The 21119-nt window shown below is 30.8% G+C and carries 24 protein-coding genes; 5 read left to right on the top strand and 19 right to left on the bottom strand.

Going from position 1 to position 21119, the window contains the following annotated elements:
• Nucleotides 1-7 precede the first annotated feature (7 nt).
• From buk to B2G86_RS02605, 3 genes are all read right to left on the bottom strand, one after another.
• Nucleotides 8-1069, bottom strand: coding sequence for a butyrate kinase (buk, locus tag B2G86_RS02615; protein WP_078356587.1), 1062 nt, complete (start codon nt 1067-1069; stop codon nt 8-10).
• Nucleotides 1069-2169 (bottom strand): Glu/Leu/Phe/Val dehydrogenase dimerization domain-containing protein, encoded by a 1101-nt coding sequence (locus B2G86_RS02610; protein WP_078356586.1) that lies wholly within the window; start codon nt 2167-2169, stop codon nt 1069-1071. The genes buk and B2G86_RS02610 overlap by 1 nt, the downstream gene beginning before the upstream one ends.
• A 210-nt stretch (nt 2170-2379) precedes the next feature.
• Complete coding sequence (locus B2G86_RS02605) at nt 2380-3270, bottom strand: phosphate acyltransferase (protein WP_078356585.1); 891 nt, start codon at nt 3268-3270, stop codon at nt 2380-2382.
• A 120-nt stretch (nt 3271-3390) separates the two neighbouring features.
• On the opposite strand from B2G86_RS02605, the gene B2G86_RS02600 reads away from it, so the two are divergent.
• Nucleotides 3391-3654, top strand: coding sequence for a DUF2627 family protein (locus B2G86_RS02600; RefSeq protein WP_078356584.1), 264 nt, complete (start codon nt 3391-3393; stop codon nt 3652-3654).
• A 9-nt stretch (nt 3655-3663) separates the two neighbouring features.
• Here B2G86_RS02600 and B2G86_RS02595 read toward each other — a convergent pair whose 3' ends face one another.
• From B2G86_RS02595 to B2G86_RS02535, 13 genes are all read right to left on the bottom strand, one after another.
• A complete protein-coding gene (locus B2G86_RS02595; RefSeq protein ID WP_078356583.1) occupies nt 3664-4377 on the bottom strand; it encodes a response regulator in 714 nt (237 codons plus the stop codon).
• 22 nt (nt 4378-4399) lie between these two features.
• Nucleotides 4400-6076 (bottom strand): DNA repair protein RecN, encoded by a 1677-nt coding sequence (gene recN / locus B2G86_RS02590; protein WP_078356582.1) that lies wholly within the window; start codon nt 6074-6076, stop codon nt 4400-4402.
• Between the two features lie 17 nt (nt 6077-6093).
• A complete protein-coding gene (ahrC, locus tag B2G86_RS02585; protein WP_078356581.1) occupies nt 6094-6546 on the bottom strand; it encodes a transcriptional regulator AhrC/ArgR in 453 nt (150 codons plus the stop codon).
• Between the two features lie 149 nt (nt 6547-6695).
• A complete protein-coding gene (dxs, locus tag B2G86_RS02580; RefSeq protein ID WP_078356580.1) occupies nt 6696-8564 on the bottom strand; it encodes a 1-deoxy-D-xylulose-5-phosphate synthase in 1869 nt (622 codons plus the stop codon).
• Nucleotides 8565-8624: 60 nt separating this feature from the next.
• On the bottom strand, nt 8625-9503 hold the full coding sequence (locus B2G86_RS02575; RefSeq protein WP_088368988.1) for a polyprenyl synthetase family protein: 879 nt from the start codon (nt 9501-9503) through the stop codon (nt 8625-8627).
• A complete protein-coding gene (gene xseB / locus B2G86_RS02570) occupies nt 9484-9675 on the bottom strand; it encodes an exodeoxyribonuclease VII small subunit (RefSeq protein WP_237687672.1) in 192 nt (63 codons plus the stop codon). The genes B2G86_RS02575 and xseB overlap by 20 nt, the downstream gene beginning before the upstream one ends.
• A gap of 31 nt (nt 9676-9706) precedes the next feature.
• On the bottom strand, nt 9707-11032 hold the full coding sequence (gene xseA / locus B2G86_RS02565) for an exodeoxyribonuclease VII large subunit (protein WP_078356578.1): 1326 nt from the start codon (nt 11030-11032) through the stop codon (nt 9707-9709).
• 15 nt (nt 11033-11047) lie between these two features.
• Nucleotides 11048-11437 carry a transcription antitermination factor NusB gene (gene nusB, locus B2G86_RS02560; RefSeq protein WP_078356577.1) on the bottom strand — a complete coding sequence of 130 codons (390 nt, stop codon included), beginning with the start codon at nt 11435-11437 and terminating at the stop codon, nt 11048-11050.
• A gap of 58 nt (nt 11438-11495) precedes the next feature.
• The gene (locus B2G86_RS02555) at nt 11496-11855 is read right to left on the bottom strand and encodes an Asp23/Gls24 family envelope stress response protein (protein WP_078356576.1); all 360 of its coding nucleotides are present in this window, start codon (nt 11853-11855) and stop codon (nt 11496-11498) included.
• 12 nt (nt 11856-11867) lie between these two features.
• Complete coding sequence (gene accC, locus B2G86_RS02550) at nt 11868-13226, bottom strand: acetyl-CoA carboxylase biotin carboxylase subunit (RefSeq protein WP_078356575.1); 1359 nt, start codon at nt 13224-13226, stop codon at nt 11868-11870.
• 1 nt (nt 13227) lies between these two features.
• A complete protein-coding gene (gene accB / locus B2G86_RS02545; protein ID WP_078356574.1) occupies nt 13228-13677 on the bottom strand; it encodes an acetyl-CoA carboxylase biotin carboxyl carrier protein in 450 nt (149 codons plus the stop codon).
• Between the two features lie 146 nt (nt 13678-13823).
• Nucleotides 13824-14381: an elongation factor P gene (gene efp / locus B2G86_RS02540; RefSeq protein WP_078356573.1), complete on the bottom strand. Its 558-nt coding sequence runs from the start codon at nt 14379-14381 to the stop codon at nt 13824-13826.
• A 25-nt stretch (nt 14382-14406) separates the two neighbouring features.
• The gene (locus tag B2G86_RS02535) at nt 14407-15462 is read right to left on the bottom strand and encodes a M24 family metallopeptidase (protein WP_078356572.1); all 1056 of its coding nucleotides are present in this window, start codon (nt 15460-15462) and stop codon (nt 14407-14409) included.
• Nucleotides 15463-15561: 99 nt separating this feature from the next.
• Here B2G86_RS02535 and B2G86_RS02530 point away from each other — a divergent pair, with 99 nt between their 5' ends.
• The 3 genes from B2G86_RS02530 to B2G86_RS02520 all read left to right on the top strand — a co-directional run bounded on the left by B2G86_RS02530 (nt 15562) and on the right by B2G86_RS02520 (nt 16819).
• Nucleotides 15562-16152: a hypothetical protein gene (locus B2G86_RS02530; RefSeq protein WP_078356571.1), complete on the top strand. Its 591-nt coding sequence runs from the start codon at nt 15562-15564 to the stop codon at nt 16150-16152.
• A 55-nt stretch (nt 16153-16207) separates the two neighbouring features.
• The gene (locus B2G86_RS02525) at nt 16208-16420 is read left to right on the top strand and encodes an SA1362 family protein (protein WP_078356570.1); all 213 of its coding nucleotides are present in this window, start codon (nt 16208-16210) and stop codon (nt 16418-16420) included.
• A 207-nt stretch (nt 16421-16627) separates the two neighbouring features.
• Nucleotides 16628-16819 (top strand): hypothetical protein, encoded by a 192-nt coding sequence (locus B2G86_RS02520; RefSeq protein ID WP_078356569.1) that lies wholly within the window; start codon nt 16628-16630, stop codon nt 16817-16819.
• Nucleotides 16820-16933: 114 nt separating this feature from the next.
• Here the strand turns inward: B2G86_RS02520 and B2G86_RS02515 are convergent, their stop codons facing one another.
• Nucleotides 16934-17764 (bottom strand): lipoate--protein ligase family protein, encoded by an 831-nt coding sequence (locus B2G86_RS02515; RefSeq protein ID WP_078356568.1) that lies wholly within the window; start codon nt 17762-17764, stop codon nt 16934-16936.
• 120 nt (nt 17765-17884) lie between these two features.
• Here B2G86_RS02515 and B2G86_RS02510 point away from each other — a divergent pair, with 120 nt between their 5' ends.
• A complete protein-coding gene (locus B2G86_RS02510; protein WP_078356567.1) occupies nt 17885-18265 on the top strand; it encodes a rhodanese-like domain-containing protein in 381 nt (126 codons plus the stop codon).
• Between the two features lie 39 nt (nt 18266-18304).
• Here the strand turns inward: B2G86_RS02510 and gcvPB are convergent, their stop codons facing one another.
• Both gcvPB and gcvPA read right to left on the bottom strand, forming a co-directional pair.
• A complete protein-coding gene (gcvPB, locus tag B2G86_RS02505; RefSeq protein ID WP_078356566.1) occupies nt 18305-19780 on the bottom strand; it encodes an aminomethyl-transferring glycine dehydrogenase subunit GcvPB in 1476 nt (491 codons plus the stop codon).
• Entirely contained in the window at nt 19773-21116 is a 1344-nt protein-coding gene (gene gcvPA / locus B2G86_RS02500) for an aminomethyl-transferring glycine dehydrogenase subunit GcvPA (RefSeq protein WP_078356565.1), read from the bottom strand. Before gcvPA ends, gcvPB begins: the two co-directional genes overlap by 8 nt.
• Nucleotides 21117-21119: the final 3 nt, after the last annotated feature.

The following is a 21119-nucleotide window of genomic DNA, read 5'->3' as shown; positions in this document are numbered from 1 at the left end:
TTACTCCTTATTCATATGACTTGGTACTAATTTTACCGTAAAAGAGGTCCAAAACACCAACATTTAGGGCATGCATTTCTTTTTCACCTTCATATATAGTAACATTTTGTAGCCAAGATACATATTGTTTTACTTTATTTATTATATATTTTGAATAACTTAAGCCACCTGTAATAATAATTTGATCCACTTGACCTTCAAGTACAACTGCACAAGAACCGATTGATTTCGAAATTTGGTAACACATAGCATCTAATACTAATTTCGCTGCTTTATCGCCATTTTCCATTAATTGTTCAACTTTAAGACAATTATTAGTACCAAAGTATGATAATAAGCCAGAATTTTTACTCAGTTCATTATTTGCTTCTATAGAGTTGTAGTCATGGTCAATCGCCCATTTTAATAGCGCATCATTTGGTATAGAACCTGCCCTTTCAGGACTAAGTGGTCCTTCACCTAATAAACCATCATTTACTTCAATAACTCTACCTTTTCTGTGAGCGCCTATACTTATACCACCACCAAGATGAGCTACGATGACATTTATATCTTCGTAATTTTTACCAATTCCATCTGCATATTGTTTAGCAACGGACTTCTGATTTAGTGCATGGAAAATACTTCTTCTTTCAATACCTTTTATTCCAGTTATCCTTGCTTCAGGAAGTAATTCATCTACTACAACAGGATCTACAATATAAGAATCTATATTGAGTTCTTGAGATAGTTCATATCCTATAACACCACTTAAATTAGACGCATGAAACCCATATTTAAATGATTTTAAATCATGATACATTATGTTATTTATTAAATAAGTGCCACCTTCTATCGGCTTTAAAACACCGCCTCTACAAGCTATAGCATCTATAGCTTGTAGAGTTATTTGGTGTTGTTCTAATGATTTCTTGATACTTTCAAGTCTAAATGGGACTTGATCAATTAACGGAAGATTTGTTTGATCGACATTATGTCTTATAACATCTTCAAATAACATATCATAATCAGAAAATACTGCAACTTTAGATGATGTGCTTCCTAAATTAAGTACAAGAATTTTTTTCATTAGTTTTTACCTCTAGATATAATTGATCTTTCCGTTTTTAAGAAATTACTTCTTACTTTCATCAACTGATCAATACGTTCTTCTGCTAAAATTTCTGCAGCGCGAGCTGTAGTAATGTTATCTCTTTTACTAATTTCAAATACTTTATCCATTTGATCATAGATTTTTTCAATATTTGAAATAGCACGTGTTTCATTATAGCCATCTAATTCATCTGCTACATTAATAACACCACCAGAGTTAGCTACGAAATCTGGTGCATATACAATACCTTTTTCTTCTAATTGAGCACCGTGTTTATCAATATCTTGTAATTGATTATTTGCACTACCACAAACAGCTTTAACTTTTAAACGATTAATTGTATCATCATTTAATACGCCACCAAGTGCACATGGTGCAAATATATCTGCATCTACGTCATAGATATCGTTAATACCTACACTTGTAGCATTAAAATCATTTAAAACTCTATCTATAGCTTCTTGATTAATATCTGTAACAACTAATTTAGCACCAGCTTCATGTAAATAGCGACATAAATCATAAGCAACATGTCCTACACCTTGTACTGCAACAGTTTTTCCATCTAATTCATCTGTACCAAACGCTTCTTTAGCAGCACGTTTCATTGAAACAAATACACCTAAAGATGTTTTTGGACTCGGATTACCACTTGATTGATGACTTTCAGATAGGCCAACTACATAATCAGTCTCTTCAAAAATGATATCCATATCATCTTCAGTTGTACCTACGTCTTCAGCTGTTATGTATCTGCCATTTAAACTTTCTACATATCTACCTAAAGCTCTAAATAAAGCTTCTGATTTATCTTTTTTAGGATCTCCGATGATTACTGTCTTACCTCCACCAAGATTTAATCCTGCAGCAGCGTTTTTATATGTCATACCTCTTGAAAGGCGTAATGCGTCATTGATTGCTTCTTCTTCATTTTCATATGGCCACATTCTGCAACCACCAAGTGCTGGCCCTAATGTTGTATCATGTATTGCAATAATCGCTTTTAATCCTGAACTTTTATCGTGACAAAATACAATTTGTTCATAGTCATATTTCTCAATCGTTTCAAATAACATAATAATCCCCTTTTCATCCTTTAATATATTAACTCTAAATCTAATTTTACATCAAATGTTTTATTTATCAAATAAATTAACGAAAAATGATAGCGCTTTCAAGAAGTAAAAATTTTTAGAAAATTCAAAATAAATTGATATAAAAGCAATGTAAACACTTTCATTTAACACTTTAATGGAGTATAGTTATTTATTTATTATTATAATATACTAAATAAGCATTAAAGCACTACAAATCGAATGGAATTTATCTCGAGAAGAATCTGAACGGGACGTTAAAATTATTGGTATTTTTGCACCAATAATCACAGAAGCTACATCTGCTTTTGATAAATACACGAGCGATTTATATAAAATATTACCACTTTCAATTTGCGGCACTACAACACCGTCAACATTACCAGAAATTTCAGAATCTATATTTTTAATAATCGAAGCTCTTTTATTGATTGCAGCATCAAATGCCATTGGGCCTTCAATTTCTAGATTTGCCATTTTATTTCGAATTCCTGAAACGACTGCATCAGCATCTACCGAGGACTTCATTTTAGGATTCACTTTTTCAATTGCAGATAAAACTGCTATTTTTGGAGATTGAATACCTATTTTTTGTAGACATGTTATTAAATTCGTCGTAATATCTATTTTTTGTTCTACATTAGGTTCAATATTCATCGCAACATCTGATACAGTTAGCATTTTATGATATTCAGGAATATTAAATAATGCAATATGACTCATTCTATCTGTTGTTTTTAATTTATATTTATTATTTAACACTTCTTTTAATAAAGTAGAAGTATCTATTAGACCTTTCATTATTAAATCAGCTTGTCCTTCATCTACTGATTTAACGCACTCAGAAACAGTATGTGCTTCATCATCTGTTTGTATAATTTTAATTCTATTTAATTCATCATGGGTTAAATTGAATGATCTAATCAACTCATCTTGCGGCTGTTCATCAAATAATATAAAATTCGCTTGAGTGTATTTTATAGCTTTAACTATTGCTTTAATAACCCCTTCATCATTTGATTTACAAACTGCAATTGTTGCTGAAATATTTTGACCTTGATTTATCATATCTTTAAATTGCATTTAATCCCCTCCTTCTAATATCATAATCAAATTTTGATGATTATTCCATTTTTTCAATGTTTACTTTTAATCATTATCTCATATATAATATAAGTTATTAATCAATAGGAGTTTTAACTTATGCAAAAGTACATTGCATTACTCATTTTAGTAATACCAGGAATAATAGCAGGATTAGGTATTAAGTGGATGAGAGACGCAGTTTTTGGTGAACTTGTTCCACAATTACAATTTATCTGGCTGCAATTTTTCTTAGGATTCATATTTTTCGTATTCGGTGTTATTTTTATTGGTGGATATATTTTACATCGTGAAAAGAAAAATAAAAGAGCGCAAGAACACTTTATGAAAAAAAATAATACAAAAAAAACTGATAAATCATAATTTGATTTATCAGTTTTTTTCATTTTGTGTTTCTTTATACTTTTTGTAAAGATGCGTAATCAACTCACCATTTGTTGGTCTTAAGTAAGATTTTTCACTATTATACCAATACGTTTTTAATTCTTTTTCCCAAGCTAATTTAATTGCATGTCTGATTGAACGCTCTACATTATTAGCTTGAACGTCATAATAATCTGAAATAAGTGGGTATAATTCTTTAGTTAATTGCATTTTGTGTGTATGTTTAAGCATTAAATGAACACCACATTTAATATATTTATAACCGTTCAAATTATATGAAAAGCCTATCTTTTCAAGTAATAAATCTAAAGCGTCTATTTCAGAAATATTTGTTTCACTTGTATTTAATACGCGTTGTATTGTATTTAGTAAGACATCAAATTCAATAGGCTTAATTAGAAAGTAATCTACACCTAATGAAACAGATTCTTTTAATACATCATCGCTTACGAATGCGCTCATACATATTACTTTATATTGTTTATTTGGGTTAATATATTTTTTAAGCAAAGTCATACCATCAATATGTGGCAAGATTAAGTCTAGTAGAAGAACATCGAAAGCTTCTCCACTTAAAATATCAAGAGCTTCTTTACCATTGTATCCAATATTAACTATCTCAATATCATGATTTTTTAGATACTGAGCCATTTCACTTACATATGCTTTCGAGTCTTCTATAATTGCTACCTTAATTACCATGCTAACACCCTATCAAATCATTTTATTTTAAATTTTTATTTTGTAAAATCATTTCTTTAGCATGTTGTTTAGTTAATTCTGTAACTTCAACACCTGAAATCATTCTTGCTATTTCATCTATTTTATCTTCACCATTTAATTGTTTGATTGAAGTAGTTGTTCGATCGTTTACTGTTTCTTTAGTTATATATAAATGATTATCACATATTGCAGCCACTTGTGGTAAATGTGATATACAAATTACTTGTAAAGATTGCGAAATTTGATGCATCTTTTCTGCCATTTTTTGAGCTACTCTACCAGATACACCAGTATCAACTTCATCAAATAATATTGCAGTTTGTCCTTTTGATGATACAAATATACTTTTTAATGCAAGCATAATCCTAGATAGTTCACCACCAGAAGCTATTTTATTTAGACTTTTTAGTGGTTCACCTTTGTTTGGACTAATTAAAAATTCAACTTCTTCTAATCCATAAGCGCTAGGTTTAGTTTTAGTGAAAGTTATCTCTATATTTGCATCTTGCATATGTAGATTTTGAACTTCTTCTACTAATCTATCTCTTAACTTCAAAGCAACTTGTCTTCTCTTTGTTGAAAGCACTTGACCATATTTCATTACATCATCATATAAATTATTTATTTCATCTCTTAACTGCGTTGTACTTTGTTCATAATTTTCAATTTTAAATATTTCATCATCAATTTTATCTCTATATTTTATTAATTCGGCTATACTCTTACCATATTTACGATTTAAATCTGTGAGTACATTTAAACGTGATTCATAATCATTTAATAATGACTCATCAAAATCATTTGATGTTAATTCATTATATAACTCATGTTTGTAGTCTTCCAAAGTATAATACATTTGATCTAGTTCTTCACTAAACGATGTATATTTATCTGGAATAATATCATTAATATGTTGAATCTCTTGATTGAGTTCATATATTTTATCCGTAATGTTCTCTTCACTGCTCAGTAAGAAATGTGCTTTATTAAGACTTTCGTTAATCTTTTCATGATTTTGAAGCATTTTAATTTCTTTATTTAAAAAGTCAATTTCATCTTCTTTTAAGTCTGCATCTTGTAATTCATCACGTTGGAATTTTATTAAATCTAATCGTTGTAGTAATGCTTGATCTTGAGATTCTAATTTTTCTAATTCTTGCTTTTTCGAACGATAAGAATGAAAAGCTTTTTCAAATTGATCAATTTCTGATTGATAAGTCCCATCCGCAAAATCATCAAGCAGAGATAAGTGATACTTAGGCTTTAATAATACTTGCGTCTCATGTTGTCCGTGTATATCCAATAATTCTTGCATGACGGTTTTTAAATCAGATAAAGTAACATTTTGATTATTTAATTTACAAATACTTTTACCAGATGAGAAGATTTCTCTTTTTACAAACAAAAAATCTTCATCGTAATCAATATCTAACTCATTTAAGATTTTATTTACGTTTGGTACATTATCAATATCAAATACGCCTTCTATAGTCGCCTTTTGCTCACCATGTCTTACAAAGCTTTGCGATGCTCTTGCACCTACTAATTGGCCGATTGCATCTATAATGATAGATTTACCAGCGCCTGTTTCACCACTTAATACAGTTAGTCCATCTGAAAAATTTATTTCTAAAGATTCAATTATAGCGAATTGTTTAATCGTAAGTGCTTGTAACATAGTATTTAAAATCTCCTTTAAAGCATATTAAAAATTCTATCAGTGATAACTTCAGCAGCATCTGTATCTTTACATATGATAAGACAAGTATCATCTCCACAAATAGTACCAATAACTTCTGTCCAATCAATTTGATCAATGATTGCCCCAATTGATTGAGCATTGCCTGGTAATGTCTTTAATACTAATAAATTATCCGCACCATCAATTTTAACGAATGAATCCATTAAATATCTACCTAATTTATCAATCGGATGATATTTTCTATCTCTAGGTAAACTATAAATGTATTGACCAGAAGGAGCTGGAACTTTTATTAGTTGTAATTCTTTTATATCACGAGAAATCGTAGCTTGTGTAATATTCAATTCGTATTCATTTAATCGCTTTACGAGCTCTTCTTGAGTTTCTATTTGTTCGTTAGAAATTATTTCTCTTATCTTAATTTGACGCATTGTTTTGTTCGCCATTTCATACACCTCTGTTAATGAATATTTATACACTTATAATAGCATAAAATTAACAAAAATAGTAATGTAAGCGCTATTAATATATTAAAAGACGCTTTAGAACTACTAAAGCGTCACTTTCAATATAATTATTCATATGTTTATAAATATTATTTTATTAAAGATTTTGCAAGTGATTTAATTTTTGCTTTAGAGATACCTATATCTTCTAATAATAAATCTACATCACCATGTTCGATATATTCATTATCAATACCAATTCTACGTAATACATTCTTATAATCATGATCTTTTAAGAAAGTTGCTATTTGGCTTCCTAATCCACCTGTTAACATTGATTCTTCTATCGTAATAATAGGCATAGACTCTTTGCCTAATTCATGTAGCATTTCAAAGTCCATAGGCTTAATAAATCGTGCATTAATGACATTAACATTAATACCTTCTTTTAATAATTCATCTGCAATATCAGAAATGAAATTAACAGTTGGACCATAACTAATTAAAGATAAATTACTTCCTTTTCGTTCATACGTCCATGTGCCAATGTCTAAAATTTCATGTTCTTTAGTATCCCTTAGCATAGGAGCATTTCCACGAGGATATCTTATAGCCATAGGACCATGATCTGTTTTAAATGCTGTATTTACCATATCAATTGCTTCATTACCGTCTTTAGGCATCATAATAGTAAAATTCGGAAATTGACTTAAAAATCCAACATCGAACACACCTTGATGTGTTTCACCATCCGCACCTACAAGACCTGCTCTATCAACACCAAATAATACGTTTAAATTCTGTCTATCTACATCATGTAATAATTGATCATACGCACGTTGCATAAATGTTGAATAAATCGCTACATACGGTTTCATACCTTGAGTTGCTAATCCAGCTGCCATCGTAACGGCGTGTTGCTCGGCAATACCAACATCAAAAAATTGATCTGGTAATTCTTGCTGGAACTTAGTTAGTTTTGAACCTACTGGCATTGCAGGTGTAATAGCAACAACACGTTTGTCTTGTTTAGCGTACTCTAGAACTTGATTACTCATTAATGCACTCCAAGCTGGTCCTTCTTCATTACCTTTAATAACCTCACCAGTTTCAAGTTTATAGGGTCCAAGACCATGCCAAGTACCAATAGTATCTACTTCAGCAGGTTTATAGCCTTTACCTTTTTTTGTTACAACGTGTATTAACACAGGTTTATTTATTTGTTTAGATGTATTGATAGCTTCATCTAATTCTTTGAAATTATGACCATCGACTGGTCCGATATATTTAATGCCTAATTCTTCAAAAAATATACCATCTACAACTAAATACTTTAAACTATCCTTTATTTTGTCTGCTGAAACTCTTAAACGATCTCCACCAGGAAGTCTATTCATAAAACTTTCAGCATCAAACTTAAATCTATTGTAGTTGTGATTTGTTCTAATTCTTCCAAACATATTATGCATAGCACCTACATTAGGCGCTATACTCATTTCATTATCGTTTAATATAATCGTTAAATTAGTTTTGTCATGTCCTATATGGTTCAGTGCTTCAAGTGCCATCCCACCTGTCAAAGCACCATCACCAATAACAGGTACAACATGATTTGTGTTTCCTAAAATATCACGTGCTTTTGCCATCCCCATAGCAGCTGATAATGAAGTAGAGCTATGCCCAGCTTCCCATACATCATGCCGAGACTCTTTCGTTTTAGGAAATCCACATAAACCTTTATATTGTCTTAAAGAATTGAATTCATGACCTCTACCAGTTAAAATTTTATGAATATAAGATTGGTGTCCAACATCCCATATAATTTTATCTATAGGACTATTAAAATGTTTATGCAAACTAAGCGTTAATTCAACCACACCTAAGTTAGCTCCAATATGTCCACCAGTTATTGAACATGTTTCTATTAAAAATTTTCTAATTTCACTGCTTAACTGTTCAAGTTCTTGATTAGATAAATCTTTGATAAAGGATGGATTTTTTATGCTAGATACATCCATTGTTTAACCACCTTCAGCACTATTTCTTACGAAACGATCTAACGCTTTAGTTTACTGTTTTTAATTTTCTCTATTTGCAAATAATTGAGTAAGTGATTTCAGTTCATCAATATTATATTTATCTTCTAATTGTTCAAGTAAATACAATGCTTGATTTACGTGTTGTTCTAAAGCAACTTTAGTATTTGTCTTACCTAAGAGTGAAACATAAGTACTTTTATTATTATTTTCATCGCTTCCAACTGATTTACCGATTTTATCAAAGTCACCTTCAATATCTAATAAATCATCTTTAATTTGAAAGATCAAACCTAACTCTTGGCTAAAAGAATCTAGTAGTAAAAATGTTTTGCTATTAACTTTTGCTATTGTACAAGCAGCAACTACAGAGAAACGTATGAGTGCGCCAGTTTTATATCTATGGATTTTACGTAGAGTGTCTAGTGATATTTCTTTATCTTCACTGTCCATATCTAATACTTGACCACCAACCATTCCTTGATGACCAGCTGATTCTGAAAGCAATCTAATAATTTTAACTTTTTCTTCTGAGCCTAAATATGTATCTTTAGTAATAAGTTCGAATGCTTTAGTTAATAATGCATCTCCAGCAAGTATTGCAGTAGCATCTCCATAAACTTTATGATTTGTCTTCATACCACGTCTAAAATCATCATTATCCATAGCAGGTAAATCATCATGTATTAGAGAATAAGTATGTATCATTTCTAGTGCTTTCGCAGTTTCCATACCTTTTTTGATATCAATTTTAAGCATCGATAATGTCATTAAAAGTAAAACAGGTCTTATACGTTTTCCACCAGCTGATAATGAATATCTCATGCTTTCTTCTAGCTTAGTTTCAACTACTGGATCAAGCTTTGTAGATTTTATAGCTTCATTAAATTTGTCTACATAATTATTCATGATCTGACTCATCTGAATCACCTTCTTTTTGAACAAGTTTATTTACTTTTTCTTCAGCTTCTTTAAGTTTCAATTCACATTTACTACTTAATTCGATTCCACGTTGATAAAGTTCAATAGATTCTTCTAATGAAATATTTTCTTCATCTAGTTTACCTACGACTTTCTCTAATTCAACCATCATTTCTTCAAAAGTTTGTTCTTTAGCCACATTGTCACCTAATTTCTTTTACATTAGCTTCTATTTTACCATCTTTTAAATTGATAGTAATGTCATCTTCTACATTTAAATCATCTTTACTTGTAATGATTTTATCATTTTTTTCAATTATTGAATAACCTCTAAGCATAATTTGCGTTGGACTCAGTGCATCTAGTTGGGCCAACTTGCTTTTAAGTATTTGCTTTTTCTGCGTAATAATCCTGTTGATAAGCTGATTTTGCATAATATTTAATCTGTCATAATCTTGTCTATATTGTATTGTTTTATTATAGATTGGAGCTATTCTCAATTTATTTTGCAATATATCTATTTTATGTTTATTTTGTAAAATAGTTTGTTCTAAATTTCTAGTTAATTGTTTTTGATAATCGTCTAATTTCTGTGTTTCTTGATCATATAATAATGAAGGTGTCTTCAATTTATAATATGATGAGAGCTGCTTTAATTTTTGTTTATCTTGTTGAATACTTTGAGTAACATGTTTTGTTAAATATTGACGAGCATTAGCAATTAGTTGATATAGTGCATTAATATCTGGTGTCGCTATCACAGCTGCTTGTGTTGGTGTAGCTGCTCTAACATCACTTACAAAATCACTTAAAGTGGTATCCGTTTCATGACCTACAGCAGAAATAATAGGTGTGGAACAGTTATAAATTGCTTCTACAACTTCCCTTTCATTAAAACTCCACAAATCTTCAATAGATCCACCACCACGACCAACGATAATAACATCAACGTCCATTGCGTCAGCTTGTTGTATATTGTTAATGATATTATCCTTAGCTTCTTTACCTTGTACTAGTGTGCTAATTAATACTTGCTCAGCAAGTGGATAGCGTTTGTCTAAGGTAGAACAAATATCTCTAATTGCTGCCCCAGTAGACGCAGTTAATACAGCTATTTTTCTAGGATACTTAGGAATATTTAATTTATGTTCACTATTAAAATATCCTTTTTCCATTAATTCTTTTTTTAGAGCTTCAAATTTCTCATATAAAAGACCAACACCATCTAATTGCATCGATTGAACATATATTTGATACGATCCTCTAGATTCATATATACCAATACGTCCTTCAATTAACACTTGGTCGCCTTCTTTAGGTTCAAATGACAGTTGATTAGCATTTGACTTAAACATCATCGCACTTAATACACCTTTATCATCTTTTAAAGCAAAATAAAGGTGTCCACTTGAATGTCTTTTGAAATTTGATATTTCACCCTTTATAAATACATTTTGTAAATGCGGATCTTGATCAAATTTATATTTGATATATTTTGTTATAGCTGTAACTGATAAATATTTATCCATTTATATCACTCTTTATTATTTTGATAAACTGCTTAATACACCGTTTATAAATTTATAATGATCGTCATCACTGTATATTTTGGCAATTTCAACTGCTTCATTAAAAATTACCTTCTGCGGTGTATCTGTATAATTTAATTCATATGATGCCATTCTTAAAATGATACGATCTGTTTTAAGCAGACGTTCTAATGTCCAATTTTTCAAATGAGGTTTGAATATTTCATCAAGTTCTTCTTTTTTGTCAGTGACTTCATTAACAAAATTCTTAACATATAAATATTGTTCACCTTTGAAATCATCAACTAAGTAGTTAATTGCTTCTTCTACCGTTAATTCTGTTTTGTTATTTTCTAATTGATATAATGTTTTAAAGACGAGTTCTCTTAATTCTGTTCTTTTCATATTCTTCTCCTTCAAAGAATAAGAGGATGCACGCATCCTCTTAATTAATCATTTTTTATTATTGGAAATGTATATTAACGATATGAACATTAACTTCTTTAGGAGTTAATGCAGTCATCGTATTTAATGCTTGTTTAATTTCTGATTGAACTTTTCGTGCAGTTTCAGAAATTTTTGTACCATAATCAAATGTACAATAAACATTAATATAAATGCCTTCATCTTTTATATCGACTTTTATACCTTTACCAAAATTCTTTTTCCCGAATTTTTCTAGGGAATTCTTATTAAAAACGGATTGCATATGAGATACACCTTTAATATCAGTAGTAGCAATACTCGCTATTACCTCAATTACTTCTGGTGCAATCTCAATTTTACCTAAAGAAGGCTTTTCATTCTCAATTGTTTTAGCCACTTGAATCCCTCCCTATTTATCTTCATTATTTATAATATCATGAATCTCTAGGAAATTGGTATTAAAATCACCTGATTCAAACACATCGTTTTCTAACAATCTTAAATGGAATGGGATAGTCGTATCAATGCCTGCAACTAAAAATTCTGTTAACGCTCTTTTACCTATTTGTATAGCTTCAGTTCGGTCTTTTCCATGCACGATTAGTTTAGCTACCATTGAATCGTAATATGGCGGGATTGTATATCCTGTGTAACAAGCTGAATCTATTCGAACACCAAATCCTCCTGGTGTTAAATATTGATTAATTTTACCTGGAGAAGGCATAAATTTCTTAAATGGACTTTCAGCGTTAATTCTAAACTCGATTGCATGCCCATTTAAATTAACTTCATCTTGTGTTAATGGTAAAGTTTCACCACTGGCAACTTTAAGTTGTAACTTAACTAAATCCATACCCGTAACCATCTCTGTTACTGGGTGTTCAACTTGAATACGTGTATTCATTTCCATAAAATAGAATGCTTCAGCATCTAAATCGTAAATAAACTCAATCGTCCCTGCGTTTTCATAATTAACAGCTTTTGCTGCTCTAATTGCCGCTTCACCCATTTCTTTTCTCATAACTTCTGAAAGAACTGGAGAAGGAGATTCTTCTACTAACTTTTGCATACGTCTTTGAATCGTACAATCACGTTCTCCTAGATGGATAACATTACCTTCCGAATCGCCCATTACTTGTATTTCTATATGTCTAAAGTTTTCGATGAATTTTTCTAAGTAAAGCCCTTTATTACCAAATGCTGTTTCAGCTTCTTGTTGAGTCATTCTAAATCCAGTTACAAGTTCTTCTTCATTTCGCGCTATTCGTATACCTTTACCACCACCACCGGCAGTTGCTTTAATTATTACAGGGTATCCAATTTGTTTAGCACATCTTTTTGCAATTTTAACTGTATCTACTAGACCTTCACTACCAGGTACAACAGGTACATCAGCTTTAATCATTTCTTCTTTAGCTACATCTTTTATACCCATTTTTTGTATCGATTGGTAACTAGGTCCAATAAATTTAATTTGGCACGCTTCACACATTTCAGCGAAGTCACTATTTTCAGCTAAGAAACCATATCCTGGATGGATGCCATCACATCCTGTTGATTTTGCTATTGAAATAATATTAGGTACATGTAAGTATGAATCTTTAGATTGTGTTGGTCCTACACAATAAGCTTCATCTGCAATTTGAGTATGTAATGCATCTTTATCAGCTTCTGAATAAATTGCAACTGTTTGTATGTCTAGCTCTCTACAAGCTCTAATGATTCTTACAGCTATTTCCCCTCTATTAGCAATTAATACTTTTTTCATATTATTTCACCTTGAATAACGGTTGGCCATACTCTACCATTTGTCCGTCTTCAACTAATATTTCAGTGATTTCTCCAGAAACCTCTGCTTGTATTTCATTAAATAGTTTCATAGCTTCTAAAATACAAACAGTTGAATCAGCATCAACATGTGAGCCTACTTGTACATACGGACCTTCGTCTGGAGATGGGGATTTATAAAATGTTCCTACCATTGGTGCATTAATAGTTAAACCACTTGGTGCCTCTGCTTCAACATTTTGTTGAGGAGAAGGTTGAGAAATTTGTTGTGGTTGTTCAGCAACTACGTTCGAAGTACCTTGGCTATAAATAATTTCTTGCTTAATTTCTTTTTTTAAAGTTAATTTAAAATCTTTATCATTAATGTCAATTTCAGTTAAAGAAGAATTGTCTAGTACATCAACTAATTCTTTAATTTGTTTTAAGTTCATTTGAAAATCTCCTTTTAAATTCTAATTCTTTACACTTCATACATTTTACTTTAGTGGTCATACCAATTCAAGAGATTTTAATATTTAATCAAAAATGACCAATAGAATTTATATCTATTGATCATTTTATCATTTATTCTTTCTGATTAACCTCTTGATACGTAACTACCATCAGTAGTGTTTATAACAAGTAAATCTCCTTCATTAACAAATAAAGGAACATTTAAACTGTAACCCGTTTCTACTGTCGCTTGTTTAGTTGCACCTGTAGCAGTATCACCTTTGATACCTGGTTCAGTTTCAGTTACTTGTAATGTTACTGTATTTGGTAATTCAATACCAATTGTTTCGCCTTCATAAGATTGAATATGAACTTCCATATTTTCTTTAATGAATTTAAGTTCGTATTCTAATCTTTCCTCTGGTAATTCTAATTGATCATAAGTTTCGTTATCCATAAATACATGGCTATCACCATTTGCATATAAATATTGCATGCGACTGTTTTCAATTTGAGCTTTTTCTACTTTTTCGCCAGCTCTGAAAGTTTTTTCTTGGATCGCACCAGTTCTTAAATTTCTTAATTTAGAACGAACAAAAGCTGCACCTTTGCCTGGTTTTACGTGTTGGAAATCTAATACTTTCCAAATCCCATTTTCAACTTTAATTGTTAAACCTGTTTTAAAATCATTAACTGAAATCATTCATTTTCCTCCTATTTATACCTTCTTATAAAATAATAAGGTCTTTTGAAGTTTTAGTAAAGCGTTGTAAGCCATTTTTTGTAACTAATACATCATCTTCTATTCTAACTCCACCTAATCCATCTATATATATACCTGGTTCTAATGTTATACACATATTTTCTTCAAGTACAATATCTGATTTTTGGGATAGTCCAGGTCCTTCATGCACCTCTAAGCCAATTCCATGCCCTAGAGAGTGACCAAACGCATCTCCATAACCATATCCTTTAATAATATCTCTCGCAATTGAATCTGCCTCTTTACCTGTCATACCTGGTTTAATTTGCTCTAAAGCAGCTAATTGAGCTTCTAATACAATATTATATATTTTTTTCATTTCTTTTTTCGGTTCACCTATCGCAAATGTTCTCGTCACATCACTTACATATCCTTCATATAGTGCACCATAATCTAATGTAATCATGTCACCATGTTCAATTACTTTATTACTTGCTACACCATGAGGTAGTGCACCACGATGACCTGAAGCAACTATTGTATCAAATGATGAACAAGTAGCCCCTTTACTTCTCATAAACATTTCCATTTCATTGTTTACTTCATTTTCAGTCATCCCTGGTTTAATCCATTTAAGGATATGTTCATATGTTTCATCTACTATATCAGCAGCTTTTTGAATTTGTTTAATTTCAAATTCATCTTTAATCATTCTAATCGTTTCAATTACACCTTCAATAGAAGAAAGCTCAACATTTTCTGTATTCAATGATTGATAATTATTATAAGTTATTAAATCAGCTTCAACACCAACTTTTTTATACTTACCTTGTTCAATTAATTCATTTATTTTTGCTAACATTGGACCTTCTTGATTTATAACTTCAAAATCTTTAGCTTGATCATTTGCTTGTTGAATATATCTAAAATCTGTAATTAATTGGGAATCATCTTGTGTAATTAACAGACTACCACTAGTACCAGTAAATCCAGAAAGATATCTAGAGTTATATGGTGAAAGTATGACTACTGCATCTAATCCTTTTTGATTCATAACTTGTCTCAATTTATTAATTTTCATATTTATCCCCTTTCTATTTGTACAATAAATCTATATACATTAAAATAATAGCATACATACAATAAATTTTTCACAGTAAAACATTGGGAGTTAATAAACATGAGAAAAACAATAATAGCAATCATGGCAAGTTCAGTTGTATTATCAGCGTGTGGTAATGATAAAGTTCAACAACTAGAAGAAAAGAAATCAACATTAAAAAGCGATAATAGAAAACATAAACAAGAAGTTCTAGATTTAGAAGATAAAAACAAAACATATAAACAAAAAGAATCGAGTATAGAAAGCTCAATAAAACAAACTAAAAAACAATCTACCAAACAATTTACAACTCAATATTTAAAATCATCAACTCGTTTTGTGAATGAAACTAAGACAAATATCTCGAGTTACAACAAAATCAAAAAAGATGTAACAACTAAGTTTAATGATGAAGATACAAAAAGTGAACTTGATAACATATATAATGATCAAAAGACTATTACAAATAAATATAAAGACGAAATGAAAGGGAAATCTATCCCGGAAGATTATAAAGATTTGCATAAAAGTATGCTAAAATTATCCAATGGAATCGAAAAAGTATTTAAAGATTTAAATGAAGCTTATAATAAGAAAGATAAAAAAGCAGTAGAAAAATCAATCAATCAGTTAAATAATTTAGACAAAGAAATAGGACAAATTAAGTGAGTACAAAGTTGATTTGTGCTATATTTAATAGACTAACAAATTAAGGTGAGATTCTATGAAAAATGTTTTATTTTATTTAATTATTGCAGTGGCACTATTCGGGTTAATTATGAACCTTGATTTCTTTATAATGGGATTTATTAGAATGATTATTTCACTCATAATATTTGGGTTAATCATTTATTTGATTTACTATTTCTTCTTCTTAACACCAGATCAAAGAAAATATAAGAAAGCTATGCGTAAACAAAAGCGTAGAAATAGATAAAAAAAGAGACCTCTGTGGTCTCTTTTCAGAGTGTCGACAAAGTCTTAGACTTTGCCGGCATTTTTTTATGCGCATGCTTTCCGCGGGCATGTTCTCAGCCTGTAGTCTTCGAATCATGCTTTTCCCGCAGGAGTCAGCGCAAAAAAATGCCAAATATTAACAAATTATTTTATAATATAGATGAAATTTAATTTAGGAGTTGATTCTATGTTAAATAAATGTACGGAAAACAAAACCTATATTAGAGAAATCCGTAGACATGTTTGGCAAGATGATTTAGACATAATCGAAGATTTAAGATTTATAGATACAATTAAAAAAGCATATAAATTAAGAAGTCAAACAGTAGATAGACGATTTGGCGATGCAAAAGAACAGACTAGTTTAAACGCAGTTTAAGCTTAAATTTAATAAAACATACTTATTAAAACAAACTGAAAGAGACCTCTGTGGTCTCTTTTTTTTACTATTCGACTAATGCGCAATGTAAGAATATGAATATTAATATGTCCTTTATTTTCTATACGTCCATTCTTCTGATTTATATTTTTCTTCTAATTGTTTAATCTCTGTTAGTTGTTCATCCGTAAAGTTCAAAGGCTTATATTCTATATCTAACCCTTTTTTAAATCCATCATGAAATGCTTGTTCCATTTCTTCAATAGTAATATGTCTGTCAGCTAAATCATTTATGGCCACTGCTTTATCCACGAATGCTGCTTTCATTTTATCTTTCAATCTATCATTTCTATATATGAACATATCAAATAATTCGTCTACATCTATATCTTGTAAAATAGATCCATGTTGTAAAATAACACCCTTTTGTCTCGTTTGAGCACTCCCTGCTATTTTTCTACCCTCTACTACAAGTTCATACCAACTTGGTGCATCAAAACAAACTGAACTCCGAGGTGTCTTTAATTTATCTCTTGCTTCTTTTGTCTTAGGAATAGAAAAATAAGCATCAAAGCCTAATGATTTAAATCCTTCTAATAATCCTTCTGATATTACTCTATATGCTTCTGTAACTGTTTTAGGCATATTTGGATGCGATTCTGGAACGATAACACTATATGTCAGTTCTTTGTCGTGTAAGACGCCTCTACCACCTGTTGCACGTCTAACAAGTCCATAACCTTTTTCTTTAACTTTCTCAATATCTATTTCTTTAGTTAGTTTTTGAAAATACCCTATAGATAATGTTGCAGGGTTCCATGTATAAAACCTGATTACAGGGTCTATTTCTCCTCTGCTTACGAAGTTCATGAGTGCTTCATCTACTGCCATATTATAGTATGGATCATTTGATTTTGTGTTTATAAAGTGCCAAGTTTCTTTCACAATTAAAAACTCCTATTCAATTAATTCTATATACTTGTCTATTTTAGCAAAAAAATTTTGATAAATCTCACAAGAAATCTTATAATAGTAGTATCGACTTGAATTGGGAGGAATTAGACCATGAATTATTGGTACATCGCGCTCATAGTCCTAGTCTTGATTATCATTTATATGGCAATTAACTATTCATTGAATAAGCGCGCAGTTAAAGAATTAGATCAAAATGAGTTTCACAAGGGTTTAAGGAAGGCACAAGTTATCGATTTACGTGAAAAGGCTGATTTTGAATATGGTCATATCATCGGGGCAAGAAACATACCAATGAGTGTCTTTCGTACAAGATACCAAGGGTTACGTAAAGACCAACCTATTTATTTTTGTGATGCAAATGGTGTAGCAAGTTCCAGAGCTGCAAGAATGATGAAGAAAAAAGGTTATACAGACTTGTACATGCTTAAAGGCGGATATAAAAAATGGACTGGGAAAGTTAAGTCTAAATAATAAAAAAGGATGAATTCTAATTGAATTCATCCTTTTTTATTAATTTTTTTCTTCTTTTAGCAACTCAAATTTTAAAACAGGTTTTCTAGCTGCTTGTGTTTCATCTAAACGTCCTATAACAGTAGTATGTGGTGCATCTAAGACTGTTTCTGGATTCTCTTCCGCTTCTTTTGCAATTTGTATTAAAGTATCACAAAAAGCATCTAAAGTTTCTTTTGATTCAGTTTCTGTTGGTTCTATCATCATACATTCTTCCACATTTATTGGGAAGTAGATTGTAGGTGGATGGAAATTGAAATCTAATAGTCGTTTTGCAATATCCAATGTTCTTACACCAAGTTTTTTCTGTCTAGAACCACTTATTACAAATTCATGTTTACAATGTTGCGTATATGGCGTATCGAAATGATCTTGTAATCTTCTCAACATGTAATTCGCATTTAGAACTGCTGTTTCAGAAACAGCTTTTAATCCATCTGGCCCCATCGTTCTAATGTAAGTGTAGGCTCTTAAGTAAATGCCAAAATTACCGAAGAATGGCTTAACTCGACCAATAGAATTTGGCATATCATGTTCGAATTTGTAAGAATCATTTTCTTTCACAACTGTTGGTTTAGGTAAATATGGTATTAAATCTGATTTAACGCCAACAGGTCCAGATCCAGGTCCACCGCCACCATGTGGTCCAGTAAACGTTTTGTGTAAGTTTAAATGTACTGCATCAAACCCCATGTCTCCTGGTCTTACTTTACTCATTATGGCATTTAGATTTGCACCATCATAATAAAGTTTACCACCAGCTTGATGGACGATTTCTCTAATTTCTACAATATCTTCTTCAAATAAACCTAATGTATTTGGATTTGTTAACATAATTGCAGCAGTGTCATCACCTACAACTCGTTTTAAATCTTCTATATCTACTAACCCTTTTTCATTTGATTTAACTGTAACAGTATCAAATCCTGCTACTTTAGCTGATGCTGGATTCGTACCATGTGCAGAATCTGGAACGATTACTTTAGTTCTATTAAAATCATTATTTGCTTCGTGGAAGGCTTTAATCATTAATAGTGCAGTCCATTCACCATGAGCTCCGGCTGCAGGTTGTAATGTTACTTCATCCATTCCAGTAATTTCTTTTAAATGTTCTTGTAAGTCGTATATTATTTCTAGTGATCCTTGTACTGTTGATACATCTTGTAATGGATGTGCATTAGCAAATCCAGACATTCTTGCTACTTTTTCATTTATTTTAGGGTTGTATTTCATAGTACATGAACCTAAAGGATAGAAACCTGTATCTACACCATGATTTTTATTCGACAATTCTGTATAGTGTCGCATTAAATCTAATTCACTAACCTCTGGCAACTCGGCTTTTTGTTTTCTAGTAAATTTATCTCCTAGTATTTCTTGAACATTTTGTGTTTCAACTTCTTTTTCTGGTAATGAATATGCAAATCTATCTTTTCTAGATCTTTCAAAAATTAATTCACTTGATGGTTTACGCACTATATTCACCTACTTTTTGGATAAATGTATCAATATCATCTTTAGTTCTTAGTTCAGTTACGGCAATTAGCATGTGATTTTTAAAGTCGTCATTCATAAATCCTAAATCAAAACCACCTATTATACCTTCTTCTAATAAATCTTTATTGATGTCACTAATAGATTTATTAAATTTAACAACAAATTCATTAAATGAAATACTTTCTAGTACTTCAAAGCCTGCTTCTTGCATTTTACGTTTCATATACGTCGTATTTTCCATATTTAGTTTTGCCATTTCATATACACCATTTTTACCTAATGCACTCATGCATACTGATGCAGCCAAAGCATTCAATGCTTGGTTAGAACAAATATTTGAAGTAGCTTTATCTCTTCTTATATGTTGTTCACGAGCTTGTAGTGTTAGCACAAAGCCTCTATTACCATCTTCATCTTGTGTTTGACCAACTAAACGACCTGGTAGTTTTCGCATTAATTTCTTAGTAGATGCAAAATAACCACAATGTGGGCCACCGTATTGGGCTGGAATACCGAATACTTGAGCATCCCCAACGACGATATCTGCTCCAAATTCTCCAGGAGGTGTAATTAAACCTAGTGCTAATGGATTACTAGAAACGATAAACAATGCCTTTTTATCTTCAATCAATTGTTTAATTGCTTCTAAATCTTCTAATGAACCAAAGAAGTTCGGATATTGAACACAAACAGCTGCAGTATCATCATCGATAACTTCTTTTAATTTATCCAAATCAGTTACTGTGCCGTCTAAGTCAACTTCGACAACTTCAATATCTTGGGCTTTAGTATATGTTTTAAGCACTTCTATAGACTGGTAATGTACTGACTTAGATACAATTACTTTTTTCTTTTTTGTGTGTCCTGCAGCAAGTACTGCAGCTTCTGCAAAAGCAGTACCTCCATCATACATTGACGAATTTGCTACATCCATTCCTGTTAATTCACATATTAATGTTTGGAATTCAAATATAGCTTGTAATTCACCTTGAGAAATTTCAGGTTGATATGGTGTATATGCAGTATAAAATTCAGAACGAGAGATGACATGATCTACTACAGTCGGTATATAGTGATCATAAACACCTGCTCCTAAAAATGACGCATGTGTTTCACTCGTAATATTCTTATTAGCAATTTGTGATAATTCTCTTAATAATGTAGTTTCTGGTTTTTTCTCTTTAATATTCAGTGTTTTATTAAATCTTACAGATTCAGGTATATCAGTAAACAATTCATCTACAGATTTAATACCTATGAAATCTAACATTTCTGATTTATCTTTTTCAGTTAAAGGTATATAGCGGTGACCCATTTT

The sequence above is a fragment of the Mammaliicoccus fleurettii genome (genome assembly GCF_002018435.1).
Classification (GTDB): Bacteria; Bacillota; Bacilli; order Staphylococcales; family Staphylococcaceae; genus Mammaliicoccus; species Mammaliicoccus fleurettii.
This window is presented reverse-complemented; position numbering and strand designations above follow the sequence as displayed.